Raw genomic sequence first — 20,200 nt, 5'->3', positions numbered from 1 at the left:
ATCGCCGTGCGTCGGCCACTGCCGTCCCGCCGGCAGCCGTTCACGGCCGCCCCAACTGCGCCGCTATCCGGCCCAGCTGGTCGAGCCGCTGCTCCAGCGTGGGGTGCGACGACAGCAGCTGGCTGAAGCTCTCCTTGTTGAACGCCGGGGCGAAGTAGAAGGCGTTGAACGGCTGGGCCTTGCGGAGGTCCTCGGTGGGGATCCGTGCGATCTGGCCGGTGACCTTCGTCAGGGCGGACGCCAGCGCCGAGGGGCGACCGGTCAGTATCGCCGCGGCCCGGTCCGCGGACAGTTCGCGGTAGCGGGAGAGCAGCCGGGTCAGCAGGAAGCTGATGGCGTACACGACGACGCTGACGGCGGTGACGATCAGCACCGCGATGGCGGCGTTCTGGTCCCGGTTGTTGCGCCCGACGCCGCTCCACAGGGCGGCGCGGGTGATGATGCCGGCCAGGACGCCGAGGAACGAAGCGATGGTCATCACCGCGACGTCGCGATGGGCGACGTGGGAGAGCTCATGCGCCAGGACGCCCTCCAGCTCCTCCGGCTCCAGGCGCCTGAGCAGCCCGGTCGTGGCGCAGACCATGGAGTTCTTCTGGTTGCGGCCGGTGGCGAAGGCGTTCGGCACGTCCGACTCGGCGATCGCGACCCTCGGTTTGGGCATGTCGGCCAGCGCGCAGAGCCGGTCCACGGCGCCGTGCAGTTCGGGCGCCTGCTCCGGCGTGACCTCGTGCGCCCCCATGCTGAAGGCCGCGATCCGATCGCTGAACCAGAACTGGGCGACGAACATGGCCCCGGCGATCAACAGGACCACCACCCAGGCGCCCTTGAGCAGCACCACCAGCGCACTGACGACCACGACGTACAGCAGCCCGATGAAGAACATCGTCATGACCATGCGCGAGGTCAGCCCACGGTCCGGGGCGAATCGGGTCTGTGCCATGGCTCCTCCACTACGCACCGCACTTCGCGCAGTGCGCCGACCCGGGCACGCGCCGTCATCCGACGGGCGCCAGGTCTCGCACACTGCGCCGCTGCCCCAATTCTCCCTCTTGGTGGCTATATACCGGGTAAAGCCCCGGCCGGAGGCCAGGGCGCACCAGGATCTGCGGCCCTTCGTCGCCGATGCGCAGCCGGACGCGGCTACGCGCCGAGCTGGGCGAGCCCCTCGGTGGCGATCCGCTCGAAGACCGCCGGGTCGGTGGCGAAGATCGAATCGGCGATCGGCCAGTGGACAACCAGTTCGTCGATGCCCAGCTCGGCATGGCGGCCGGCGAAGTCCACGAAGGCGTCCAAGGAGTCCAGCGGCTGGTCCGGGGTGAAGCCGGTCAGCATGATCTTCTGGAGTTCGTCGAGGTCACGGCCCTGGTCCGCACACGCCTTGGCCAGGCCGTCGACCTGCCTGCGGATGGCCTCCCGCGACTCGGCCGGGGTGCCGCCCGCGTTCGACACCTTGGGGTCACCGGTGGTCACCCACGCCTGGCCGTAGCGGGCCGCCAGCTTCAGCCCGCGCGGGCCGGTGGCCGCCACCGCGAACGGCAGCCGCGGCCGCTGCACGCAGCCGGGGACGTTGCGCGCCTCGTCCGCGGAGTAGTGCGTGCCTCGGTGCGAGACGGCGTCCTGGGTCAGCAGCTGGTGCAGCAGCGCCGTGAACTCGGCGAAGCGGTCGGCCCGCTCCCGCGGCGACCAGGGCTCCTGGCCCAGCGCGGTCGCGTCGAAGCCGTTGCCGCCGGCGCCGATGCCCAGCGTGACGCGGCCCGCGCTGATGTCGTCGAGGGAGATCAGTTCCTTGGCGAGGGTGACCGGGTGCCGGAAGTTCGGCGAGGTGACGAGGGTGCCCAGTCGCATCCGGGAGGTCGCGGTGGCGGCCGCGGTCAGCGTCGGGAGGGCGCCGAACCAGGTCTGGTCGCGGAAGTCCCGCCAGGAAAGGTGGTCGTACGTGTACGCAGCGTGGAACCCGAGTTCCTCGGCGCGCTGCCAGGTCTCCTTCCCGCCTTCGGACCAGCGGCGGACAGGCAGGATCACAGTGCTCACTCGCATGCATTCGAGCGTACGGGGGCGCCGCGGAAACCCCGCCCGGCCGCCTGGCCACCGGACTCCGGTCCGCCACCCACCGCACATCCGTACGTGCCGGTACGCGAAGATGGCCCCGTGACTGATGCCCCCGCCACGCCGCCCCGGCCCACCCGGCTGATCGCCACCGATCTCGACGGCACCCTGCTGCACGACGACAAGACGGTCTCCGGCCGGACGATCGCCGCGCTCGCCGCCGCGGAGAAGGCGGGCATCGAGGTGTTCTTCGTCACCGGGCGTCCGGCTCGCTGGATGGACGTGGTCAGCGATCACGTGCACGGCCACGGCCTGGCGATCTGCGCGAACGGCGCGGCCGTCGTCGATCTGCACCGGGAGAACCGGATCGTCGAGGTCAGCCCGCTGGACCACACGGTGGCGCTCGACGTCGTCCACGCCCTGCGCGCGGCGGCTCCCGGCACCACCTTCGCCGTGGAGCGCACCAGCGGCATCCACTACGAGCCGCAGTACCCGCCCTTCCTCCTCGACCCGGCCGCGGTCATCGCGCCCGCGGAGAAGCTCCTCGCCGAGGGTTTCGCCGCACCGTCCAGACCGGGTCCGACGAACGATGTCGGCAGCGCCAGCGACCACCCGGTGCTCAAGTTGCTGGCGCACCACCCCGAGCTGGACCCCGACGCCTTCCTCACCCTCGCCCGGGCCGCCTCCGGCCACCTGGCGTCCTTCACCCGGTCCAGCCCCACCGCGCTCCTGGAGATCAGCGGCCTGGGCGTCAGCAAGGCCGGCACCCTGGCCCGCTGCTGCGCGGAACGCGGGATCTCGCCGGACGAGGTGGTCGCCTTCGGTGACATGCCGAACGACATCGAGATGCTCACCTGGGCAGGCACCTCGTACGCCATGGCCAACGCCCATCCGGACGTGCTGGCGGCGACGACGGGTCGCACGGCGTCCAACAACGACGACGGCGTGGCCGCCGTGATCGAGCAGATCCTGCGCCAGCGGTGAGGACGTCAGGGACGGTGCCGCCGCCCCCGAAGCGACAACGGACCGCTGGTTGACGCCCTCGCTCAGCTGACGCGTGCACTCAGCAGTTCCACGCAGTGCGCGTGGTTTCACGTGAAACCACGCGCAGCTTTCCGGACCGAGATGTTTCACGTGAAACGATCAACTCCGGGAAAGAGAAGGCCGTTTCACGTGAAACCACGCGTCCGGCCGGGGCAGCCACCGCCCCCGTTCCCCCTAAAGCGGCGCCTCCCAGGTCACCATCGTCCCCCCATCCTCCTCACCCAGCCCGGGACCGTACGTGCTGGACCCACCCAGCGACTCCGCCCGCTTGGCGAGGTTCTTGAGGCCGCTGCGACGCCCGCCCCGCGCAATCCCCACCCCGTCGTCGGCGACGGTCAACCGGACACCGGGAGTGCCGTCCGGCAAGCTGGCCGTCGCGTCGACCACCACCTCGATCCGGGATGCCCCGGCGTGCCGGAAGGCGTTCGACAACGCCTCCCTCAGCGCGGCGATCAGGTTCTTGCCGGCCCGCTCCCCGACTCGGGAGTCCACGGGGCCGACGAACTGCGCTGACGGCTGGAAGCCGAGTGGTACGGCAGCGGTGCCGATCTCCCGCAGGACCCGGGTCCGGAGCCCCGACGGCGCCTCGGCCGGGCTCTGTTGAAGGGCGAAGATCGCGGTCCTGATCTCCTGGATGGTGATGTCGAGTTCGTCGATGGCCTTGCCTACCCGCCGGGCCACCTCCGGCACCACGGTCTTGCGCTGTGCGCTCTCCAACATCATCCCCGTCGCGAACAGCCGCTGGATCACGAGGTCGTGCAGGTCACGGGCGATCCGGTCGCGGTCCTCGTAGACCGCCAGCCGCTCCCGGTCGCGCTGCGCGTCGGCCAGCACCAGCGCCAGCGCGGCCTGTGCGGCGAACTGCGTGGCGAGGGTCCGCTCGGCGGCGGAGAACGCCCGGGCGCCACGGCCCCGCGGTGTGGCGAGGGTGCCGAGCACCCGCCCACCGCTCTTGAGCGGCAGCAGCATGCTCGGGCCGAACCGCGGCGCGAGATCGGTGACCATCCGCGGATCGCTGGCCGAGTCGTCCACGAAGACCGGTTCGCCGGCGAGGAGTTGCTCGGTCACCGGGCTGTCGGGCGGGATCTGGGTCCCCAGGATTCCGGTCGGGTCGTCGGCGGACACCGCGACGACCTCCAACCCGCCGTCCTCGTCCGGCAGCAGCACGATGCCGGCCGTCGAATCCGCCAGCTTCCTGGCCTGTTCGGCGACGACCGCGAGCGCGTCGTCGACGTCGCTGCCGGCGAGCAGCTCGGTGGTCACCGCCACCGAACCGTCGATCCAGCGCTCCCGCTGCCGGGTCGCGGCGTACAGCCGGGCGTTGCCGATCGCGATCCCGGCCTCGGTGGCCAGCACCCGCACCATGTGCAGGTCCTCTTCGCTGAACTCCCCTCCGCGCTTCTCGGTCAGGTAGAGGTTGCCGTAGATCTCGCCCTGAACGCGGATCGGCACCCCGAGGAACGACCGCATCGGCGGGTGACCGGGCGGGAAGCCCGCCGAGCGGGGGTCCTGGGTGAGGTCCGCCAGCCGCACCGGCTTCGGGTCGTGGATCAACGCACCGAGCAGGCCCTTGTGGCCGTCGGGCAGCGCGCCGATGCGTTCGTGCTGCTCACCGGTGACGCCGTAGGTCACGAAGTCCGACAGCCCTTCCCGGGCGTCGTCGATGATCCCGATCGCGGCGTAGCGCGCATCGGCGAGTTCGGCGGCGGTCTCCACGATCCGGTCCAGGGTGATGTGCAGGTCCAGCCCGGCGCCGACCGTGCGCATCGCCTCCAACAGCTGTGGGACCCGGGCAGTCAGCTCGGACGACAGCCCCTGGAGGCTGCGGGTGGCCTCGGTGGCGGCGTCCATGGGGTCCGGGCGTCCACCGGCGCGTGCGGTGTCCACGGGGTCTGGGGGCGATCCTGCCGTGACTGCCATGCCCCGAGCCTAATAAGGGGCCATTTCAGGGGAAAGTTCAGTTCTCCGGCACGGCCCGCCCCCACGGATGACCGGCCCGCGCCCTCCCGGGCCCGGCGCCGGTCCCGACCGTCATCCCGAGAACGCGGCCACGTCGGCGCCTGCACCGGCGGACGCCCCCGCGGGCACCCGCTCGGCGTCCTCCCGCGCGCTTCCGTCCCCGCCGGTCACCATCCGCGGATACGCCGCGTCCACCGCCCGCTCACGCTCCAACATCCGCCGGAACGGACCGTCGACCGCGGCCAACTCCGCGTAAGCACCACGCTGCGCCACCCGGCCGCGGTCCAGCACCAACACCTCGTCGACCGCGTCCAGCCCGGCGAGCCGGTGCGTGATCAGCAGCGTGGTCCGGCCCTCGGTGGCCGCCAGCAGATCGGCGGTCAGCGCGTCGGCCGTGGCCAGGTCGAGGTGCTCGGCCGGCTCGTCCAGCACGAGCACCGGGAAGTCCGCGAGCAGGGCCCGCGCGAGGGCGAGCCGCTGCCGCTGGCCGCCCGAGAGCCGGGCGCCATGCTCCCCGACCATGGTGTCCAGGCCGTCGGGCAGCCCACGCACCCAGGCCGCCAGCCGCGCCCGGTCGAGCGCGTCCCAGAGGTCCTGGTCGTCGGCACCGCCCGCACCGGCACTGCGGTCGCGCCGGGCGAGCCGGAGGTTCTCCCGCAGCGAGCTGTCGAAGAGGTGCGCGTCCTGCGCGCACAGCCCCACCAGCCGTCGCACCGCGTCGCCGGCCATCTCCTGCGCGTCCGTCCCGGCCAGGGTGTAGGCCCCCGACTCGCGGTCCACGAAGCGCAACAGCACCTGCGCGAGCGTGGTCTTGCCGGATCCGGACGGGCCGACGACGGCGAGCCGGCGGCCCGGTGCCAGGGTGAAGCCGACGCCGTCCAGCGCCGGTTCCTCCTGCCCGGGGTGACGTGCGGTCAGACCGCTCACGGTCAGCGGGAACGGCGCGTCGGGCGCGGCCACGGGGGCGTCCGGCTCACGGACCGGCGCCGGCGCGTCCAGCACCTCGAACACCCGGTCCGCGGCGTGCCGGGTGCGGCGCCGGTACTGCGCGGCCAGCGGCAGCCCGGCGACCGCCTCGAACGCGGCGAGCGGGGTGAGCACGATGACGGCCAGTTCCACGCCGGCCAGCCGGCCCGCGTGCACGGCCTGGATGCCCACCACCGCGGCGGCGGCCACGGTCAGCCCGCACAGCAGCGCCGAGAGGCCGGCTCCCGCCCCGGCCGCGGTGGCCGAACGCGAGGCGATCCGGGTCAGGTCCCGGTCCGCGCGGCGCACCCCCTCCGTGCGGGCCCCGAGGGCCCCGGCGACCGTCAACTCGGCGGTACCGGTGAGGAGATCGACGACCCGGGTGGCGAGCACCCCTCGGGCGGGGGCCAGCCGGCGCTCCGCACGCCGGGCCAGCGCGCTCGACAGCGCGGGCACCCCGGCCCCGGCGAGCAGCAGTCCGCCCGCGAGGATCACCCCGGCTTCCGGCAGCAGCCAGCCGGTGAACGCGACGGTGCCCACGCCGACCAGCAGTGCCGCCCCGACCGGCAGCAACCAGCGGAGGAAGTAGTCCTGCACCGCATCGACGTCCGCGACCAACCGCGACAGCAGATCGCCGCGGCGGCGCTCCTTGAGGCCGGCCGGGGCCAGCCGCTCCAACCGTCGGAAGACGGCCACCCGGACGTCGGCGAGCATCCGGAACACCGCGTCGTGCGCCACCAGTCGCTCGGCGTACCGGAAGACCGCCCGGCCGATACCGAACGCCCTGGTCGCGGTCACCGCCACCATCAGATACAGCACCGGCGGCTCCTGCGAGGCCCGCGAGATCAGCCAGCCGGAGGTCGCCATCAGGCCCACCGCGCAGCCCAGGGCGAGGCTGCCGAGCAGCAACGCGAGCCCCAGGCGCGCCCGCCGGGCCCGGGCCAGCCCACGCAGGCGCCCCAGCGCGGAGCGCGCGGAACCCGGCACGGAGCCACCCGGCTCCGACCCACCGACCACCGGTGGGACCGGCTCGGCGGCCGGCACCGCACCCGCGTCCGGACCCGGCGCGGAAACTGCCGCCACCGCCGGTGCCACGGACCCGTCGGCCACCTCGGGCGCCGCCAACCGCACCGTGCGATCCGCCACCGCCAGCAGCGCCGGCCGGTGGACGACCATCAGGACCGTGCGCCCGACCGCGAGCCGGCCCACCGCCTCGACCAGGGCCTGCTCGGTCTCACCGTCCAGATTGGCGGTGGGCTCGTCGAGCAGCACGACCGGGCGGTCGGCGAGGAAGGCACGGGCGAGCGCGATGCGCTGGCGCTGGCCGGCGGAGAGCCCGGCGCCGGATTCCCCGAGCCGGGTGGCCGGGCCGTCGGGCAGCGCGTCGACGAAGTCCAGCGCGCCGGCCTCGCCCAGCGCCGTGCGGACCGCCGCGTCGTCGGCGTCCGGCCGCACCAGCCGGACGTTCTCCGCGATGGAGCCGGCGAAGAGGTGCGGATGCTGCGGCACCCAGGCGATCCGGCTGCGCCAGTCGGAGGGGGAGAGGTCGGCGACGTCCCGTCCGTCGACGAGGACCCGCCCCTCGGACGGTTCGGTGAAGCCGAGCACCACGCTCAGCAGCGTCGACTTGCCGGCGCCGGAGGGGCCGACCAGCGCGACGGTCTCGCCGGGGCGGACCTCGAACGAGGTCGCCGGCAGCGACGCCGCGCTGCGCCCGGGGTGGCGGACCACCAGCTGCTCGACGGTCAGCCCGGTGCCGTCGGGCGCGGGCGCCGTGCCGGGCGTCCGCGGCCGGGTCTCCAGCACGGCGAAGATCTCCTCCGCCGCCGAGAGCCCTTCGGCCGCGGCGTGGTACTGCGCCCCCACCTGCCGCAGCGGCAGGTACGCCTCGGGCGCCAGCACCAGCACCATCAGCCCTGTGTAGAGGTCGAGTTCGCCGTGCACCAGGCGCATGCCGATGCCGACCGCGACCAGCGCCACCGAGATGGTGGCGAGGAGTTCGAGCGCGAACGAGGAGAGGAACGCGATCCGCAGGGTGCGCAGGGTGGCCTGGCGGTACTCGTCGGTGATCGCGCGGATGGAAGCGGCCTGGGCCTTGGCCCGGCCGAAGATCTTGAGGGTCGGCAGGCCCTCGACGACGTCGAGGAAGTGCCCGGAGAGCCGGGCGAGCAGCCGCCACTGGCGGTCCATCCGCGACTGGGTGGCCCAGCCGATGAGGACCATGAAGAGCGGGATCAGCGGCAGGGTGATCACGATCGTCAGCGCGGAGATCCAGTCCCCGGTGACGATCCGGACCAGCACCGCGATCGGCACCACGACCGCCAGCCCCAACTGCGGCAGGTACCGGGCGAAGTAGTCGTCGAGGGCGTCGATGCCGCGGGTGGCCAGGTTCGTCAGTTCCCCGGTCCGCAGCTCCAAGGTGCCGGCGTCCTCGGTCCCGTCCGCGCGCTGGACCGCAGCCCCGGGCCCGAGCGCCGTGGCCCGCTCGATCAGCCGCATCCGCAGTTCGGACTTGACCGCCGCGCTGGCGCGGTGCGCGGCCAGTTCGGTGAGCCAGGAGACCAGCCCCCGGCCGACGGAGATGGCGGCGAGCAACGCCACCGGCGTGACCAGCGCGTCGAGGGCGAGGTCGTGTTGGAAGGCTCCGACCACGATCTCCGCGATCAGCATGGCCTGACCGATGACCAGGCCTGCGCCGGCAAGCCCCAGCACCACCACCGCGATGAGGAATCCGCGGGTGGCACGGGCGTACTGGAGCAGGCGCGGGTCGACCGGTTTCACGTGAAACCTTCCGTTCTCCCGAGCCCCGCCCTGGCCGGGCGGGGCGGGACTCAGCTAGTGGGCTTCGGCGATGTGCTGGGTGCCGATCCGCTTGCGGAACACCCAATAGGTCCACCCTTGGTAGAGCATCACGAGCGGCGCGGCGATCCCGGCGCACCACGTCATGATCTTCAGGGTGTAGGGGCTGGACGAGGCGTTGCTGACCGTGAGGCTCCAGCTCTCGTTCAACGTGGACGGCATGACGTTCGGGAAGAGCGTCAGGAACAGCATCGCGACCGCCGCCGCGATGGTGATCCCGGAGAACGCGAACGCCCAGCCCTCACGCCCGAGCTTGTTGGCCCCGAGCGCGGCGACCAGCGCCACCACGGCGACGACCATGGCGACCAGGCTGCTGCCGTTCCCCCGGTCGGCCTGGGTCCACGCCAGGAACCCGATCGCGAGCACGGCGGTGATCAGTCCGAGGACACCCGCCATCCTGCGCGCCCGCTCCCGGATGTCCCCCACGGTCTTCAGCGAGGCGAACACCGCACCGTGGAAGGTGAACAGCGTCAGCGTCACCAGACCGCCGAGGATCGCGTACGGGTTGAGCAGGTCGAGCAGGCCGCCGACGTACTCCTTGTGGGCATCGATCTTCACGCCGTGGACGATGTTGCCGAAGGCCACGCCCCACAGCACCGCGGGCAGCAGCGAGGTCCAGAAGATCGCGTGCTCCCAGTTGCGCTGCCAGTACTCCTCGGGCCGCTTGGCGCGGTACTCGAACGCCACTCCGCGCACGATCAGGCAGACCAGGATCAGCAGCAGGGGCAGGTAGAACCCGGAGAAGAGGGTCGCGTACCAGTCCGGGAAGGCGGCGAAGGTCGCGCCGCCCGCACTGAGCAGCCAGACCTCGTTGCCGTCCCAGACCGGGCCGATGGTGTTGATCAGCACCCGCCGCTCGCTCCGATCCCGGGCCAGCAGCTTGGTGAGCACGCCGATCCCGAAGTCGAAGCCCTCCAGGAAGAAGTAGCCGGTCCAGAGGAAGGCGATGATGACGAACCAGATGTCGTGGAGTTGCACGGTCGCCTCCTAGTACGAGAAGGCCATCGGCCGGTCGGCGTCGGTGGAATCTCCACCGATCTTGGTGGGCGGGTTGAGGTCGGAGTCGGTGAGTTCCTGGGGTCCGGCCTTGATGTACTTCGCCAGCAGCCGTACCTCGACCACGGCGAGGATCGCGTAGAGCGTGGTGAAGACGACCAGGGACGTGATCACTTCGCCCTGCGTGACGCCTGGCGAGACCGCGTCACGGGTGCGCAGCACGCCGTAGACGACCCAGGGCTGGCGGCCCATCTCGGTGAAGATCCAGCCCCACGAGTTGGCGATCAGCGGGAAGCCGAGGGTGACGAAGGCCAGTCGCCAGTACCACTTGGTCAGGCGCTCGCCCAGCACCTTGTCCTTGGTGAGCGCGAGGTGCGGTGGTTCCTCGTCGCCGGTCCGCAGCGCGGGCGCGAGCCAGAACTTCCTGCGGGTGAGCCACAGGCCGGCCAGACCGATGACGAAGGACGTCATCCCGAAGCCGATCATCCAGCGGAAGCCCCAGTAGGTGACCGGGATGTTGGGCCGGTAGTCACCGGGCCCGAACTTCTGCTGCTCGGCCTTGTTGACGTCGTTGATGCCGGGCACCGGCGAGGAGAAGTCGCTGTGCGCCAGGAAGGAGAGCAGGCCCGGTATCTCGATGGCGACCTTGTTGTGCCCCTTGGCGACGTCGCCGTACGAGAAGACCGAGAACGGTGCCGGCGCGGCCTTGTCCCACAGCGCTTCGGCCGAGGCCATCTTCATCGGCTGCTGCTTGAACATGACCTTGCCGAGCGAGTCACCGCTGATCGCGGTGAGCATGCCGGCGATGACCAGGGTGACCAGGCCGAGCCGCAGCGACGTCCGCATGACCTTGACGTGCTTCTTGCGCATCAGGTGGTACGCGGAGACGCCGACCATGAAGGCGGCACCGGTCAGGAACGCCGCGGTCAGGGTGTGGAAGACGACGACGAGGGTGGTGTCCTGCGTCAGCACCTTCCAGAAGTCGGTCAGCTCGGCCCGTCCGGTGACGTGGTTGTACTTGTAACCGACCGGGTGCTGCATCCAGGAATTGGCGGCGAGGATGAAGTACGCCGAGAGGATCGTTCCTATGGACACCATCCACATGCAGAAGCAGTGGAGCTTCTTCGGCAGCTTGTCCCAGCCGAAGATCCACAGACCGATGAACGTGGACTCGAAGAAGAACGCGATCAAGGCTTCGAAGGCGAGCGGCGCACCGAAGACGTCCCCGACGAACCGCGAGTAGTCCGACCAGTTCATGCCGAACTGGAATTCCTGGACGATGCCGGTGACGACGCCCATCGCGATATTGATCAGGAACAGTTTGCCCCAGAACTTGGTGGCCTTGAGGTACTTCTGCTTACCGGTTCGCACCCATGCGGTCTCAAGTCCGGCCACCAAAGCGGCGAGGGAGATCGTCAGCGGGACGAACAGGAAGTGGTAGACGGTCGTGATGCCGAATTGCCATCGCGCCATAGTCTCCGGCGCCAAAGCCAGTTCCACGTCGCGACCTCCTTACGTCCTTGCATCGCCGCTTCACGGCAGGTATGTCCCTTTTGCGGCGCACGAGACGCCACAGGTCAGGACGTGAGCTTGTGAACGCGTTCACATTCACAAGCATTATTACCCATGCACCTCTCACCTTGGGGAAGGGGGGTACGTGACTGCGGTCACGTACGAATCCATGGCCCGTGAACGTTTATGCCGAGGTTATGTCCACGCCCTTCCGCGCGGCTTCAACATATTGTTGAATTCGTCGCCATGAAGATCCGCATCTCCTGGCCCGCCGGGCACGTGACCGCCACCCTCGACGACACCCCGACCGCCACCGCGCTCCTCGCCGCCCTGCCGCTCCACGGCACGGCGAACACCTGGGGCGAGGAGGTCTACTTCGACACCGGGCTCACCCCCGCCCTGGAGTCCGACGCCCGCCAGGTCGTCGACCCCGGCACGGTCGCCTTCTGGACCGAGGGCAACGCCCTCGCGCTCCCCTACGGGCCGACCCCGATATCCCGCGGCGACGAGTCCCGACTCGCCTCCCCCTGCAACGTCCTGGGCCGCGTCGACGGCGACCCGCGCGCACTGGCCACCGTCCGCAACGGCGACGCCATCCACGTCCAAGGGGCCTGAGGCCACACATGCCGGAGGCCGCGGGTCGGACAGGGACCCACGGCCTCGGAACGCACCGCCCGCCCGCCGGCAGCGCGCCGCCGACGGACCGGAAGACGACTACAGAACCTTGCGGAACTCCGCCGCCGCCTCCAGGAACAGGTCCATCGCCGGCTCCTCGCCAATCGTCACGCGCACGCCCTCGCCCGCGAACGGCCGCACGACCACCCCGGCCCGCTCGCACGCCTCGGCGAACGCGGTGGTCCGGTCCCCCAACCGCAGCCAGACGAAGTTCGCCTCCGACGCCGGTACGGTCCAACCCTGCGCCACCAGCGCGTCGTACACCCGCGTCCGCTCGACGACCAGCGCGTCGACCCGCTCCAGCAACGCCGCCTCGCTGCGCAGCGACGCCACCGCCGCCTCCTGCGCGAGCTGGCTGACGCCGAACGGCACCGCCGTCTTGCGCAGCGCCGCGGCCACCTCCGGGTGCGCCACCGCGAAGCCCACCCGCAGCCCCGCCAGGCCGTACGCCTTGGAGAAGGTGCGCAGCACGCACACGTTGGGGCGGTCGCGGTAGAGCTCGATCCCGTCCGGCACGTCCGCGTCGCGGATGAACTCGCGGTACGCCTCGTCCAGCACCACCAGCACGTCGTCCGGCACCCGGTCCAGGAAGGACTCCAGCTCCGCACGGCGCACGACGGTGCCGGTGGGGTTGTTGGGGTTGCAGACGAAGATCAACCGGGTCCGCTCGGTGATCGCCGCCAGCATCGCGTCCAGATCGTGCACCTCGCCGGAGGTCAGCGGAACCTGCACCGACGTCGCACCGGAGACCTGGGTGACGATCGGGTACGCCTCGAACGACCGCCAGGCGTAGATCACTTCGTCCCCGGGACCGGCCGTCGACTGGACCAGCTGCTGGGCCACGCCCACGGATCCGGTACCGGTCGCCAGGTGGTCCACCGGCACCGAGAACCGGTCGGCCAACTCCGCCATCAGGCCGGTGCACGCCATGTCCGGGTAACGGTTGAACGACCCGGCGGCCTCCACCGCACTCTCCAGGACGCCCGGCAGCGGCGGGTAGGGGTTCTCGTTGGAGGACAACTTGTAGGCGACCGGACCGCCGGCCGCCGCCGGCCGCCCCGGCTTGTAGGTGGGGATGCCGTCCAGCGCAGCACGCAGCCTCGGGGTCTTCTCGCTCACCGCAGGTCCTCCTCAACCATCCCTCTCGACTCCAATACTGCACACCTTATGAGGATTGCCCCGTCCGGCGTCAGGCCCTGATGTGACGGCCCTCCCGCGGGCGCGCCCCACGGGCCTTCCCACGAACCTTCCCGCGGGCTCCGCCGTGGCGAGCGCCGGGCGTGCATCCGAAGGGGAGCGCTAAGCGATGCAGTGCGCGCCGGTGGCTCACTCCGTGGCGCGCGTCCCTCGTCAAGGTGACTTGAGACCTCTTCGAGACCTGGGCATATCGCCAGGCAGACCACTCCCCACTCCCCCCATAGGCCCATCAGAGCCAGCAAGTTCCTTCAATCGCAAGGTAGCTGACGGCACATCACCGTGCAGAAACGTGCCTTCTTGCGGCCGTCGGCGGTCACCCGCGAATGGCCGTAGCGAGCCCTACTATCGGCTCGCCATGACAGCAGCAGGGAAGCACCAGGTGGGCCGGTCGTCCGGTCGCCGACTGGGACGCGCGGGCATCCGGGACGTGGCCGCCGCAGCCGGTGTATCGATCACGACTGTCTCCGACGCGCTCAACGGCAAGGGCCGGCTTCCGGACGCCACCCGTAGCCACGTCCGCGAGGTGGCCGACCGGCTGGGCTACCGCCCGTCCGCGGCCGCCCGCACGCTCCGTACCGGCAAGTCGGGTCTCATCGGCCTGACCGTGACCACCTACGGGGATGAACCTTTCACCTTCACCGAGTTCGCGTACTTCGCGGAGATGGCCAGAGCCGCCACCTCCGCCGCGCTGGCCCGCGGCTACGCCCTGGTCATCCTGCCCGCGACCTCCCGGCACGACGTCTGGTCCAACGTCGCCCTCGACGGCACCGTCGTCATCGACCCGGCCGACGGCGACCCGGTCCTGACCGAACTCGTCCGGCACGGCATCCCGGTCGTCTCCGACGGGCGCCCCGGCGGCACCATCCCGGTCACCGGCTGGGTCGACAACGACCACGAGGCGGCCGTCCTCGGCCTGCTCGACCACCTCGCAGAGGCCGGCGCCCGCCGCATCGGGCTGCTCACGGGCACCACCACCGACACCTACACCCAGCTGTCGACCACCGCCTACCTGAACTGGTGCGAGCGGGTCGGTCAGGACCCGGTCTACGAGTCGTACCCCGCGTACGACCCGCGGGCGGGCGCCGTGGCCGCGGACCGGCTGCTGGCCCGCCCGGACCGGCCGGACGCGGTCTACGGGCTCTTCGACCCCAACGGCACCGACCTGCTCGCCGCGGCCCGCCGCTACGGACTGCGGGTACCGGACGACCTGCTGCTGGTGTGCTGCAGCGAGTCCACCGTCTACGCCACCACCGAGCCGCCGATCACGACGCTCTCGCTCAAGCCGCGGCGCATCGGCACCGCCGTGGTCCAGATCCTGATCGACGCCATCGAGGGGCTCGACAGCACGTGCCCGGTCGAGCAGGTGATACCGACCGACCTGATCGTGCGCACCTCCTCGCAACGCCGCTCCCCGAGGACGACGGTCAGCCCGCCGCGGGGCCCGGCCGGCGACTGAGCGCGCCCCGGCACGACGGGCCAGGCGCTCCGGCGAACCCCGGGCGCCCGCTCCGCCGAGGAAAAAACGGGCTGATCCCGGGAGAAATCCATCGCGAACGCCGGGCTTCGCAGGATTGATCACCCCCGGGTGCGTCACAACCCGCGAGCGGCGTTCCTATGATGGGCGCACGACACTGCGGACCGCCGTCGACCAGGCAAAGGTCCGAGAGGTGCACGGCGGCGCAACGGTGGAGGGGTCGATGACTCAGGGGGCCAGTCAGGGACCCATGGTGTGGACCATGGGGGCACAACCTCCGGAGTCCGTTCCGCCACCCCCGGCACCCGCCGGGCAACCGCTCCAGGCGCCGGCCGCAACCCCGGTCGCGCCGCCCACCGCGCCTCCGGTGCAGATGCCCGAGGAGTACACCCCGACCGCCCGTGACCTGCCGGTCATCACGCGCACGGACACCCTCATCGACCACCCGTCCGTGCTGGCGGCGCAGGAGCCGGCCGCCGCACCGGAGGGCCTGGGCCCGCTGTACGTCGTCGGCGACGTCCACGGCTACTACGACGAACTGCGCGCCGCGCTGGAGGCCGAGGGGCTGATCGACGCCGACGGCACGTGGGCCGCCGGCACCGCCCGGCTCTGGTTCCTCGGCGACTTCACCGACCGCGGTCCGGACGGCATCGGCGTCATCGACCTGGTCATGCAGCTCTCCGCCGAGGCCGCGGCGGCCGGCGGCTACTGCAAGGCCCTGATGGGCAACCACGAGCTGTTGCTGCTGGGCGCCAAGCGGTTCGGCGACACGCCCGTGCAGTCCGGCGCCGGCACCGCCTCCTTCCAGGCGGCGTGGCTGCTCAACGGCGGCCAGAAGAACGACATGGACCGCCTGGAGGACCACCACCTCCAGTGGATGGCCCGCCTGGACGCCGTGATGGAGGAGGACGGGCACCTGCTCGTGCACTCCGACACCACCGCCTACCTCGAATACGGCGCGTCGATCGAGGAGGTCAACGACACCGTCCACGATGTGCTGACGCGCAGCGACGCCGACGAAGTCTGGGACCTCTTCCGCAAGTTCACCAAGCGGTTCGCCTTCCGCGACGAGGCCGGCGCGCAGGCCGTGCGCGAACTGCTCGACGCCTACGGCGGCAACCGCGTCGTGCACGGCCACAGCCCGATCCCGTACCTGCTGGGCGAGGTCGGCGCGGAGGACGGCGAGGACGACGGCGTCGCCGTGGACGGCCCGCACGTCTACGCGGACGGTCTGGCCATCGCGATGGACGGCGGTGTCACGATGGCCGGAAAGCTGCTGGTCTGCCAACTCCCGTTGGCGGGCTGACGGTTCCTCCGACGGTCCGATGCCGTCCCGACCTGTTATCAGATAGGACGGGAATCGGTCGCGGCATCAGGCAAATTCCGCAAACTCTCTGTCACCCCGCGCCGGCGGCGCTCTACCATCGGTCTATCCGTAGCAGGCTCTCCTCCGTTTCCGCCCGGCGCCCGGCCCCCGGCCGGCCCGTACGGCCCTACGGAGCTTCGGGGGATCCACATGAACAGCGCTCCGCACCTGCTGAACGAGGACCGCACGGAATTCGCGCGGATCCTTGATGAGGCGCTGCGCACCGCCGAAAACCGCCCGGACGATCTCACCACCGCCGCCGGAAACCGGCTCAGCAGCGAGCAGTTGCGCATGATGGCGCTCAGCGCGACCAGCGCGATCGCCGCCTGCGCGACGGCCGAATACGAACGCTTCGTACAGCTGCGCACCGAGCTGCGCGCCCCGTCGACCGCCGCGTCCGGCGCCGGAGGGGGCGGTCCGTCGGCGGACCAGACCTCTGACGAACGCACCGGACCGGCCACCGCGGACGACGAGCCGGAGTCCGATCCTGCCGGCTTCGGGCTCGCCGCGATGGCCACCGTCCTCGTGCCGGTGCTCGCCGGCATCGCGGCCGTCCTCTTCCTCGTCATCGGCTACGTGCTGCGCGCCGTCGACCCGGACCCGGCCGTCTCCCGGCCCCTGGTCAGCGTCGGCTGGGTCTTCGCGGGGCTGGCCGCCGCCGGGGCACTGGTCGCCATGGGCTGCGTGGTCGTCACCGCGCTGCGCAACGGCACGGCCCGGGACACGGCGGCCAAGGAGCGGACCGCCGCGCTGGACAGCGCCCACGACGCCTGGCGACAGGCCCTCCTCGACCGCGGGTTGCTGCCCTTCCTGCGCGAGGCGCTGGCCGATCCCGCGGCCGACCCAGAGGACGATCCGGTCCGGTACGTGCCCCGCCCCACACCGGCCGAGGAGCGCCGCACCCCCACGCTCGGCTACACCCGTCCCCGCTTCAGCAGCCGCGACACCGACGCCTCCTGGTCCCGCCCCCGCTACTCCAGCCCGGACTTCACCAGCCCCGACTACGGGGGGCCGGAACACCGGTCGGAGTAGCTGCCGGGCGGGCCGCCCGCGTTGGTGCCCCGCGGTGCCCGGCCGCGTTGACGAACGGGCGGACGGCCCGAAGACGCACGCGACGCACGTCTTCGGGCCGTTCCCGGTCCGTCCCGTCGGCTCAGTCCGCGATCGGCAGGTAGACGCGGTTGCCGGCCGCCGCGAACTCCCGCGACTTCTCCGCCATTCCGGCCTCGGCGTCGGCGGCCAGCGCACCGCCGTGCTCGCGGCGAATGTCCTGGGAGATCTTCATGGATCTGAAGATGCGTCGTCGTGGGTCAGTCGAGGCTCCGCAGCGAGCGGTCACCGACACCGCCCCGAAGTGCGCCTGCACTCCTGGGCGCTGCCGAACGGTCCACGCGCAAAGCCAGTTGATGAACGGCGAGCTGGAAGCCACCGTGTAGACAGCCAGCCTCACGGTCTGTAGCAGAAGGCACCTGTCAGTCGTCCCGCTTCCATCAGTGGGTCACCGACTTCCGGCAGGAGAACCGCATCCACGCCGGTAACCCCGCCGTGACACCCCTGTGTGAACAGGTACGGGATGCCCTCGCCCGCTTGGAGGACGAATTGCACATACCGAGGGCGGCAATCCCGAGGACCGTCGTCATTCCGAAGGCCGCTGGCACTCTGCCGCACTCGCCTCGCCCTCCTGCGCGTCCTGCACGAGCTGCGCCCCTCTGCAGAACCCCGGCGGACCACCCGGCATCCGTACCTGGGCCGGTCGTAAATGTTCCGCCCCTACCCAGTCACGAGGTCGGCGTGCCGCCCAAGACCGTGGTGTCCCACGGCCTTGCCCCTCAGATCCCGCTCCGGGCGATCGAAGCAGACGGACTCAACGTCGACGAGGGGCGCATTCTCGGACCACGAGTCGTTGGCGTTGAACCGCCATGCCCACACCAGCTTCCTTAGCCACGCGATCAACCCGGACACGCTACGGCGACCTAGAGCGAATGCGGATCCAGCCGACCAACAAGTAGACCCGGGGGCGCCGCAGACCTGCACAACCGCTGAGTGCATAGCCGAGACCGCCCAGGCTTCAAGGACTCGCTAAGAAATCGTACGAATCAAGTCGCGTTGATGACTGTGGCGAGATGAAGAGAACAAAGGCCCGACTCTGGAACGGGGAGCCTTAGATCCAGCCGAGGCCGCAACTTACCAGCCAACCTGAGGAACTATCTCGTACAGCCATTAGGGCCGCAGGTACGATCAAAATTTCTGTGCCGGCAACACCGGCCCCACAGAGCCATCGACATGAAGGGGATCATGTAATGGACTGGGGAACCACACCCTCCCCTCCCAATTCTGGGGAAAACGGGGTTGCTGCGATCAAGGATCCAGCGAAGCTACGCCATGCCGGAAACAACTCTCTGGAACTAGCGGGTGAGCTGCACACCAAGGGACGTAGCGCGAAGGATGAGACCGTGAATGCAGCCACCGCTTTCAAGAACGCTTCATGGGACGGAAGTCTAGGACACACCCTGAGCCATACGGCAGATATTTGGGATGATCAGGTTGCGCAACTCGTCAGGAGCTTACGCGACATACACACGAAGTGCACCAATACCGCCGCAAATTACGAGCGGACAGAGCGCGAAAACATGGTGAAATTCAAGCCCATGCCCAAGAACTCGCCCTTCGGATGAGGTGACAGTGCATGGTGACGTACGAACAGCTCTACCACCTCGACCTAAGCAGGCTGGAGAGCGCCATCGAGGCATGGGACGCTCAGGTCCATCATCTCGAATCCCTGAATGACGCATTCACGCGGGACGTGTCTAAGACGTTCAGTCAGGCAGGTTGGAGCAGCCTCGACCTCACCTCAGCAGTGGCAGCTGGTCAGATCGAGGACGCCGATAAAGAGATCACGAATGCCGTCACTGAGGCCAAAGGCATTCGCGACATATTGCGCGACGCCCACGGCAGGCTAAAAAAGAACAAGGCAGAACTCCATAAAGTCGCCGATGCAGAGGCGCCAGACCGAGGTTTGACGATCAGCAGTACTGGCTATATCGAAGCCCGCAACGACACCACTCAGGACCTTCCAAACCAAGACGACCCCGACAACGAAGAAATACGCGCCCTGCAGAAGAAGAAGATCGAAGATTTCAGCGCGAGGATCCAGGAGATCCTCGCCGACGCAGAAGAAACAGACAACTTCGCCTCTCAGGCTCTCCGTAGCAACACCTCGGGCGATCCCGCAGACGGATTCAAGGGCAAGGTTTACACCTCCATTAGCTCTTACGAGAAGGACTTCCGGAAGCCTGCTCGCGCCGGCACGCACACGCTAGGAGTCAAGCCCTGGGGCAGTGACACCATCAAGCCAGTGGCAGAATTCTTCAGCTATAAGTCCTGGATCAATGCTGGAGATTCTGCACTGCACGGCAGGTTCGGGGAGGCATGGGACTACTTCGTGGGTGGCACCCCTCCAAATGCTGTCGCAGGGATGGCTAAAACGGCAGGCACGAATCTCGGCGCGGGTGGCGGATCCGTCATCAACAAGATTGGCAGCGGGATCATTAAGGGCGCAGGTAAGATCTTCGGCGTGCCTGTCGCCGCTGTCGCAACGTTTATCGACTACGCCTATACCCCCGAGGACGACTCGAAGAAGCTGGAACAGCAGAGCCGGAACGTAAGCCCCAATAAGTTCAACCCCGTATACGGAGAGGGGAAAACTCGTGGAGGAAGCGGACCGATCGCCTAGACCTCAAAGCAGGAGGTTCGCTCCACTGTGGTTTTTGAACGAGATGCTTGGTTCATTCCTGAACCTCAGATCCTTCCACCTGATCATCCTTGGCGGGATCGCAGCATTTGCAGGTACCGGCGGTTTCATATTGGGCCTCACGGAAGGTCGCGGGATAACGAGCGTCCTCATCAGCCTGATGATCGGTGCCGTCGGGGCGTGCCTGGTATCCGTTTGCATTCTTGAGCATTCGAAGAAGTAAGTTCGGCCTAGCTCACCGACAAGTGAAGGCCATGCGGCCGGGCATCAGAGGGTACGACCGCCCGGCGCCACGCCGTATACCGCGGCGCCCAGACCTTAAAGAGGTCTGGGCGCCGACGAAAAACCAACTCAG

Annotated in this window: 15 protein-coding genes and 1 pseudogene; 7 read left to right on the top strand and 9 right to left on the bottom strand. The window is 69.7% G+C overall.

The window, feature by feature from the left end:
- Positions 1-40 precede the first annotated feature (40 nt).
- Positions 41-940, bottom strand: a complete 900-nt coding sequence (htpX, locus tag ACLJT4_RS05490; protein WP_016570627.1) for a zinc metalloprotease HtpX — start codon at positions 938-940, stop codon at positions 41-43.
- Positions 941-1,140: 200 nt separating this feature from the next.
- Positions 1,141-2,037 carry an LLM class flavin-dependent oxidoreductase gene (locus ACLJT4_RS05485; protein WP_037632547.1) on the bottom strand — a complete coding sequence of 299 codons (897 nt, stop codon included), beginning with the start codon at positions 2,035-2,037 and terminating at the stop codon, positions 1,141-1,143.
- A 111-nt stretch (positions 2,038-2,148) separates the two neighbouring features.
- On the opposite strand from ACLJT4_RS05485, the gene ACLJT4_RS05480 reads away from it, so the two are divergent.
- On the top strand, positions 2,149-3,030 hold the full coding sequence (locus ACLJT4_RS05480; RefSeq protein WP_411121228.1) for an HAD hydrolase family protein: 882 nt from the start codon (positions 2,149-2,151) through the stop codon (positions 3,028-3,030).
- 234 nt (positions 3,031-3,264) lie between these two features.
- Here ACLJT4_RS05480 and ACLJT4_RS05475 read toward each other — a convergent pair whose 3' ends face one another.
- The 4 genes from ACLJT4_RS05475 to ACLJT4_RS05460 form a co-directional block, all read right to left on the bottom strand.
- Positions 3,265-4,941: a GAF domain-containing protein gene (locus tag ACLJT4_RS05475; RefSeq protein ID WP_411121681.1), complete on the bottom strand. Its 1,677-nt coding sequence runs from the start codon at positions 4,939-4,941 to the stop codon at positions 3,265-3,267.
- A gap of 180 nt (positions 4,942-5,121) precedes the next feature.
- Positions 5,122-8,796, bottom strand: a complete 3,675-nt coding sequence (cydD, locus tag ACLJT4_RS05470; RefSeq protein ID WP_411121227.1) for a thiol reductant ABC exporter subunit CydD — start codon at positions 8,794-8,796, stop codon at positions 5,122-5,124.
- 54 nt (positions 8,797-8,850) lie between these two features.
- Positions 8,851-9,852 (bottom strand): cytochrome d ubiquinol oxidase subunit II, encoded by a 1,002-nt coding sequence (gene cydB / locus ACLJT4_RS05465; protein ID WP_016570822.1) that lies wholly within the window; start codon positions 9,850-9,852, stop codon positions 8,851-8,853.
- Between the two features lie 9 nt (positions 9,853-9,861).
- On the bottom strand, positions 9,862-11,370 hold the full coding sequence (locus ACLJT4_RS05460) for a cytochrome ubiquinol oxidase subunit I (protein ID WP_411121226.1): 1,509 nt from the start codon (positions 11,368-11,370) through the stop codon (positions 9,862-9,864).
- A 258-nt stretch (positions 11,371-11,628) separates the two neighbouring features.
- Here ACLJT4_RS05460 and ACLJT4_RS05455 point away from each other — a divergent pair, with 258 nt between their 5' ends.
- Positions 11,629-11,997 carry a cyclophilin-like fold protein gene (locus tag ACLJT4_RS05455; RefSeq protein WP_411121225.1) on the top strand — a complete coding sequence of 123 codons (369 nt, stop codon included), beginning with the start codon at positions 11,629-11,631 and terminating at the stop codon, positions 11,995-11,997.
- 99 nt (positions 11,998-12,096) lie between these two features.
- On the opposite strand, the gene hisC is transcribed toward ACLJT4_RS05455, so the two are convergent.
- Complete coding sequence (gene hisC, locus ACLJT4_RS05450; RefSeq protein WP_411121224.1) at positions 12,097-13,176, bottom strand: histidinol-phosphate transaminase; 1,080 nt, start codon at positions 13,174-13,176, stop codon at positions 12,097-12,099.
- 433 nt (positions 13,177-13,609) lie between these two features.
- Here hisC and ACLJT4_RS05445 point away from each other — a divergent pair, with 433 nt between their 5' ends.
- The 3 genes from ACLJT4_RS05445 to ACLJT4_RS05435 all read left to right on the top strand — a co-directional run bounded on the left by ACLJT4_RS05445 (position 13,610) and on the right by ACLJT4_RS05435 (position 17,126).
- Positions 13,610-14,710, top strand: a complete 1,101-nt coding sequence (locus ACLJT4_RS05445) for a LacI family DNA-binding transcriptional regulator (RefSeq protein ID WP_351464481.1) — start codon at positions 13,610-13,612, stop codon at positions 14,708-14,710.
- Between the two features lie 280 nt (positions 14,711-14,990).
- Positions 14,991-16,034 (top strand): metallophosphoesterase, encoded by a 1,044-nt coding sequence (locus ACLJT4_RS05440; protein WP_411121223.1) that lies wholly within the window; start codon positions 14,991-14,993, stop codon positions 16,032-16,034.
- Between the two features lie 210 nt (positions 16,035-16,244).
- Positions 16,245-17,126 carry a hypothetical protein gene (locus tag ACLJT4_RS05435; RefSeq protein WP_411121222.1) on the top strand — a complete coding sequence of 294 codons (882 nt, stop codon included), beginning with the start codon at positions 16,245-16,247 and terminating at the stop codon, positions 17,124-17,126.
- Positions 17,127-17,247: 121 nt separating this feature from the next.
- Here ACLJT4_RS05435 and ACLJT4_RS05430 read toward each other — a convergent pair.
- Positions 17,248-17,481 (bottom strand): annotated as a pseudogene (locus ACLJT4_RS05430) (hypothetical protein); the annotation flags it as partial.
- Positions 17,482-18,394: 913 nt separating this feature from the next.
- On the opposite strand from ACLJT4_RS05430, the gene ACLJT4_RS05425 reads away from it, so the two are divergent.
- Both ACLJT4_RS05425 and ACLJT4_RS05420 read left to right on the top strand, forming a co-directional pair.
- Positions 18,395-18,769, top strand: coding sequence for a WXG100 family type VII secretion target (locus ACLJT4_RS05425; protein ID WP_411121221.1), 375 nt, complete (start codon positions 18,395-18,397; stop codon positions 18,767-18,769).
- 11 nt (positions 18,770-18,780) lie between these two features.
- A complete protein-coding gene (locus ACLJT4_RS05420) occupies positions 18,781-19,827 on the top strand; it encodes a hypothetical protein (protein ID WP_411121220.1) in 1,047 nt (348 codons plus the stop codon).
- 52 nt (positions 19,828-19,879) lie between these two features.
- Here the strand turns inward: ACLJT4_RS05420 and ACLJT4_RS05415 are convergent, their stop codons facing one another.
- Complete coding sequence (locus ACLJT4_RS05415; protein ID WP_411121219.1) at positions 19,880-20,056, bottom strand: hypothetical protein; 177 nt, start codon at positions 20,054-20,056, stop codon at positions 19,880-19,882.
- Positions 20,057-20,200 lie beyond the last annotated feature (144 nt).

Origin of the sequence: Streptomyces sp. x-19 (assembly GCF_046549115.1) — a bacterium.
Taxonomy (GTDB): Bacteria; Actinomycetota; Actinomycetes; order Streptomycetales; family Streptomycetaceae; genus Streptomyces; species Streptomyces albulus_C.
Note: the sequence above shows the minus strand (reverse complement) of the source record. Positions and strands in the feature narration are given on the sequence as shown.

Coding starts and splice junctions, on each gene's coding strand:
- htpX (WP_016570627.1), bottom strand. CDS start 940: ATGGCACAGACCCGATTCGCCCCGGACCGTGGGCTGACCTCGCGCATG.
- ACLJT4_RS05485 (WP_037632547.1), bottom strand. CDS start 2,037: ATGCGAGTGAGCACTGTGATCCTGCCTGTCCGCCGCTGGTCCGAAGGC.
- ACLJT4_RS05475 (WP_411121681.1), bottom strand. CDS start 4,941: ATGGACGCCGCCACCGAGGCCACCCGCAGCCTCCAGGGGCTGTCGTCC.
- ACLJT4_RS05455 (WP_411121225.1), top strand. CDS start 11,629: ATGAAGATCCGCATCTCCTGGCCCGCCGGGCACGTGACCGCCACCCTC.
- ACLJT4_RS05445 (WP_351464481.1), top strand. CDS start 13,610: ATGACAGCAGCAGGGAAGCACCAGGTGGGCCGGTCGTCCGGTCGCCGA.
- ACLJT4_RS05440 (WP_411121223.1), top strand. CDS start 14,991: ATGGGGGCACAACCTCCGGAGTCCGTTCCGCCACCCCCGGCACCCGCC.
- ACLJT4_RS05435 (WP_411121222.1), top strand. CDS start 16,245: ATGAACAGCGCTCCGCACCTGCTGAACGAGGACCGCACGGAATTCGCG.
- ACLJT4_RS05425 (WP_411121221.1), top strand. CDS start 18,395: ATGGACTGGGGAACCACACCCTCCCCTCCCAATTCTGGGGAAAACGGG.
- ACLJT4_RS05420 (WP_411121220.1), top strand. CDS start 18,781: ATGGTGACGTACGAACAGCTCTACCACCTCGACCTAAGCAGGCTGGAG.
- ACLJT4_RS05415 (WP_411121219.1), bottom strand. CDS start 20,056: ATGCTCAAGAATGCAAACGGATACCAGGCACGCCCCGACGGCACCGAT.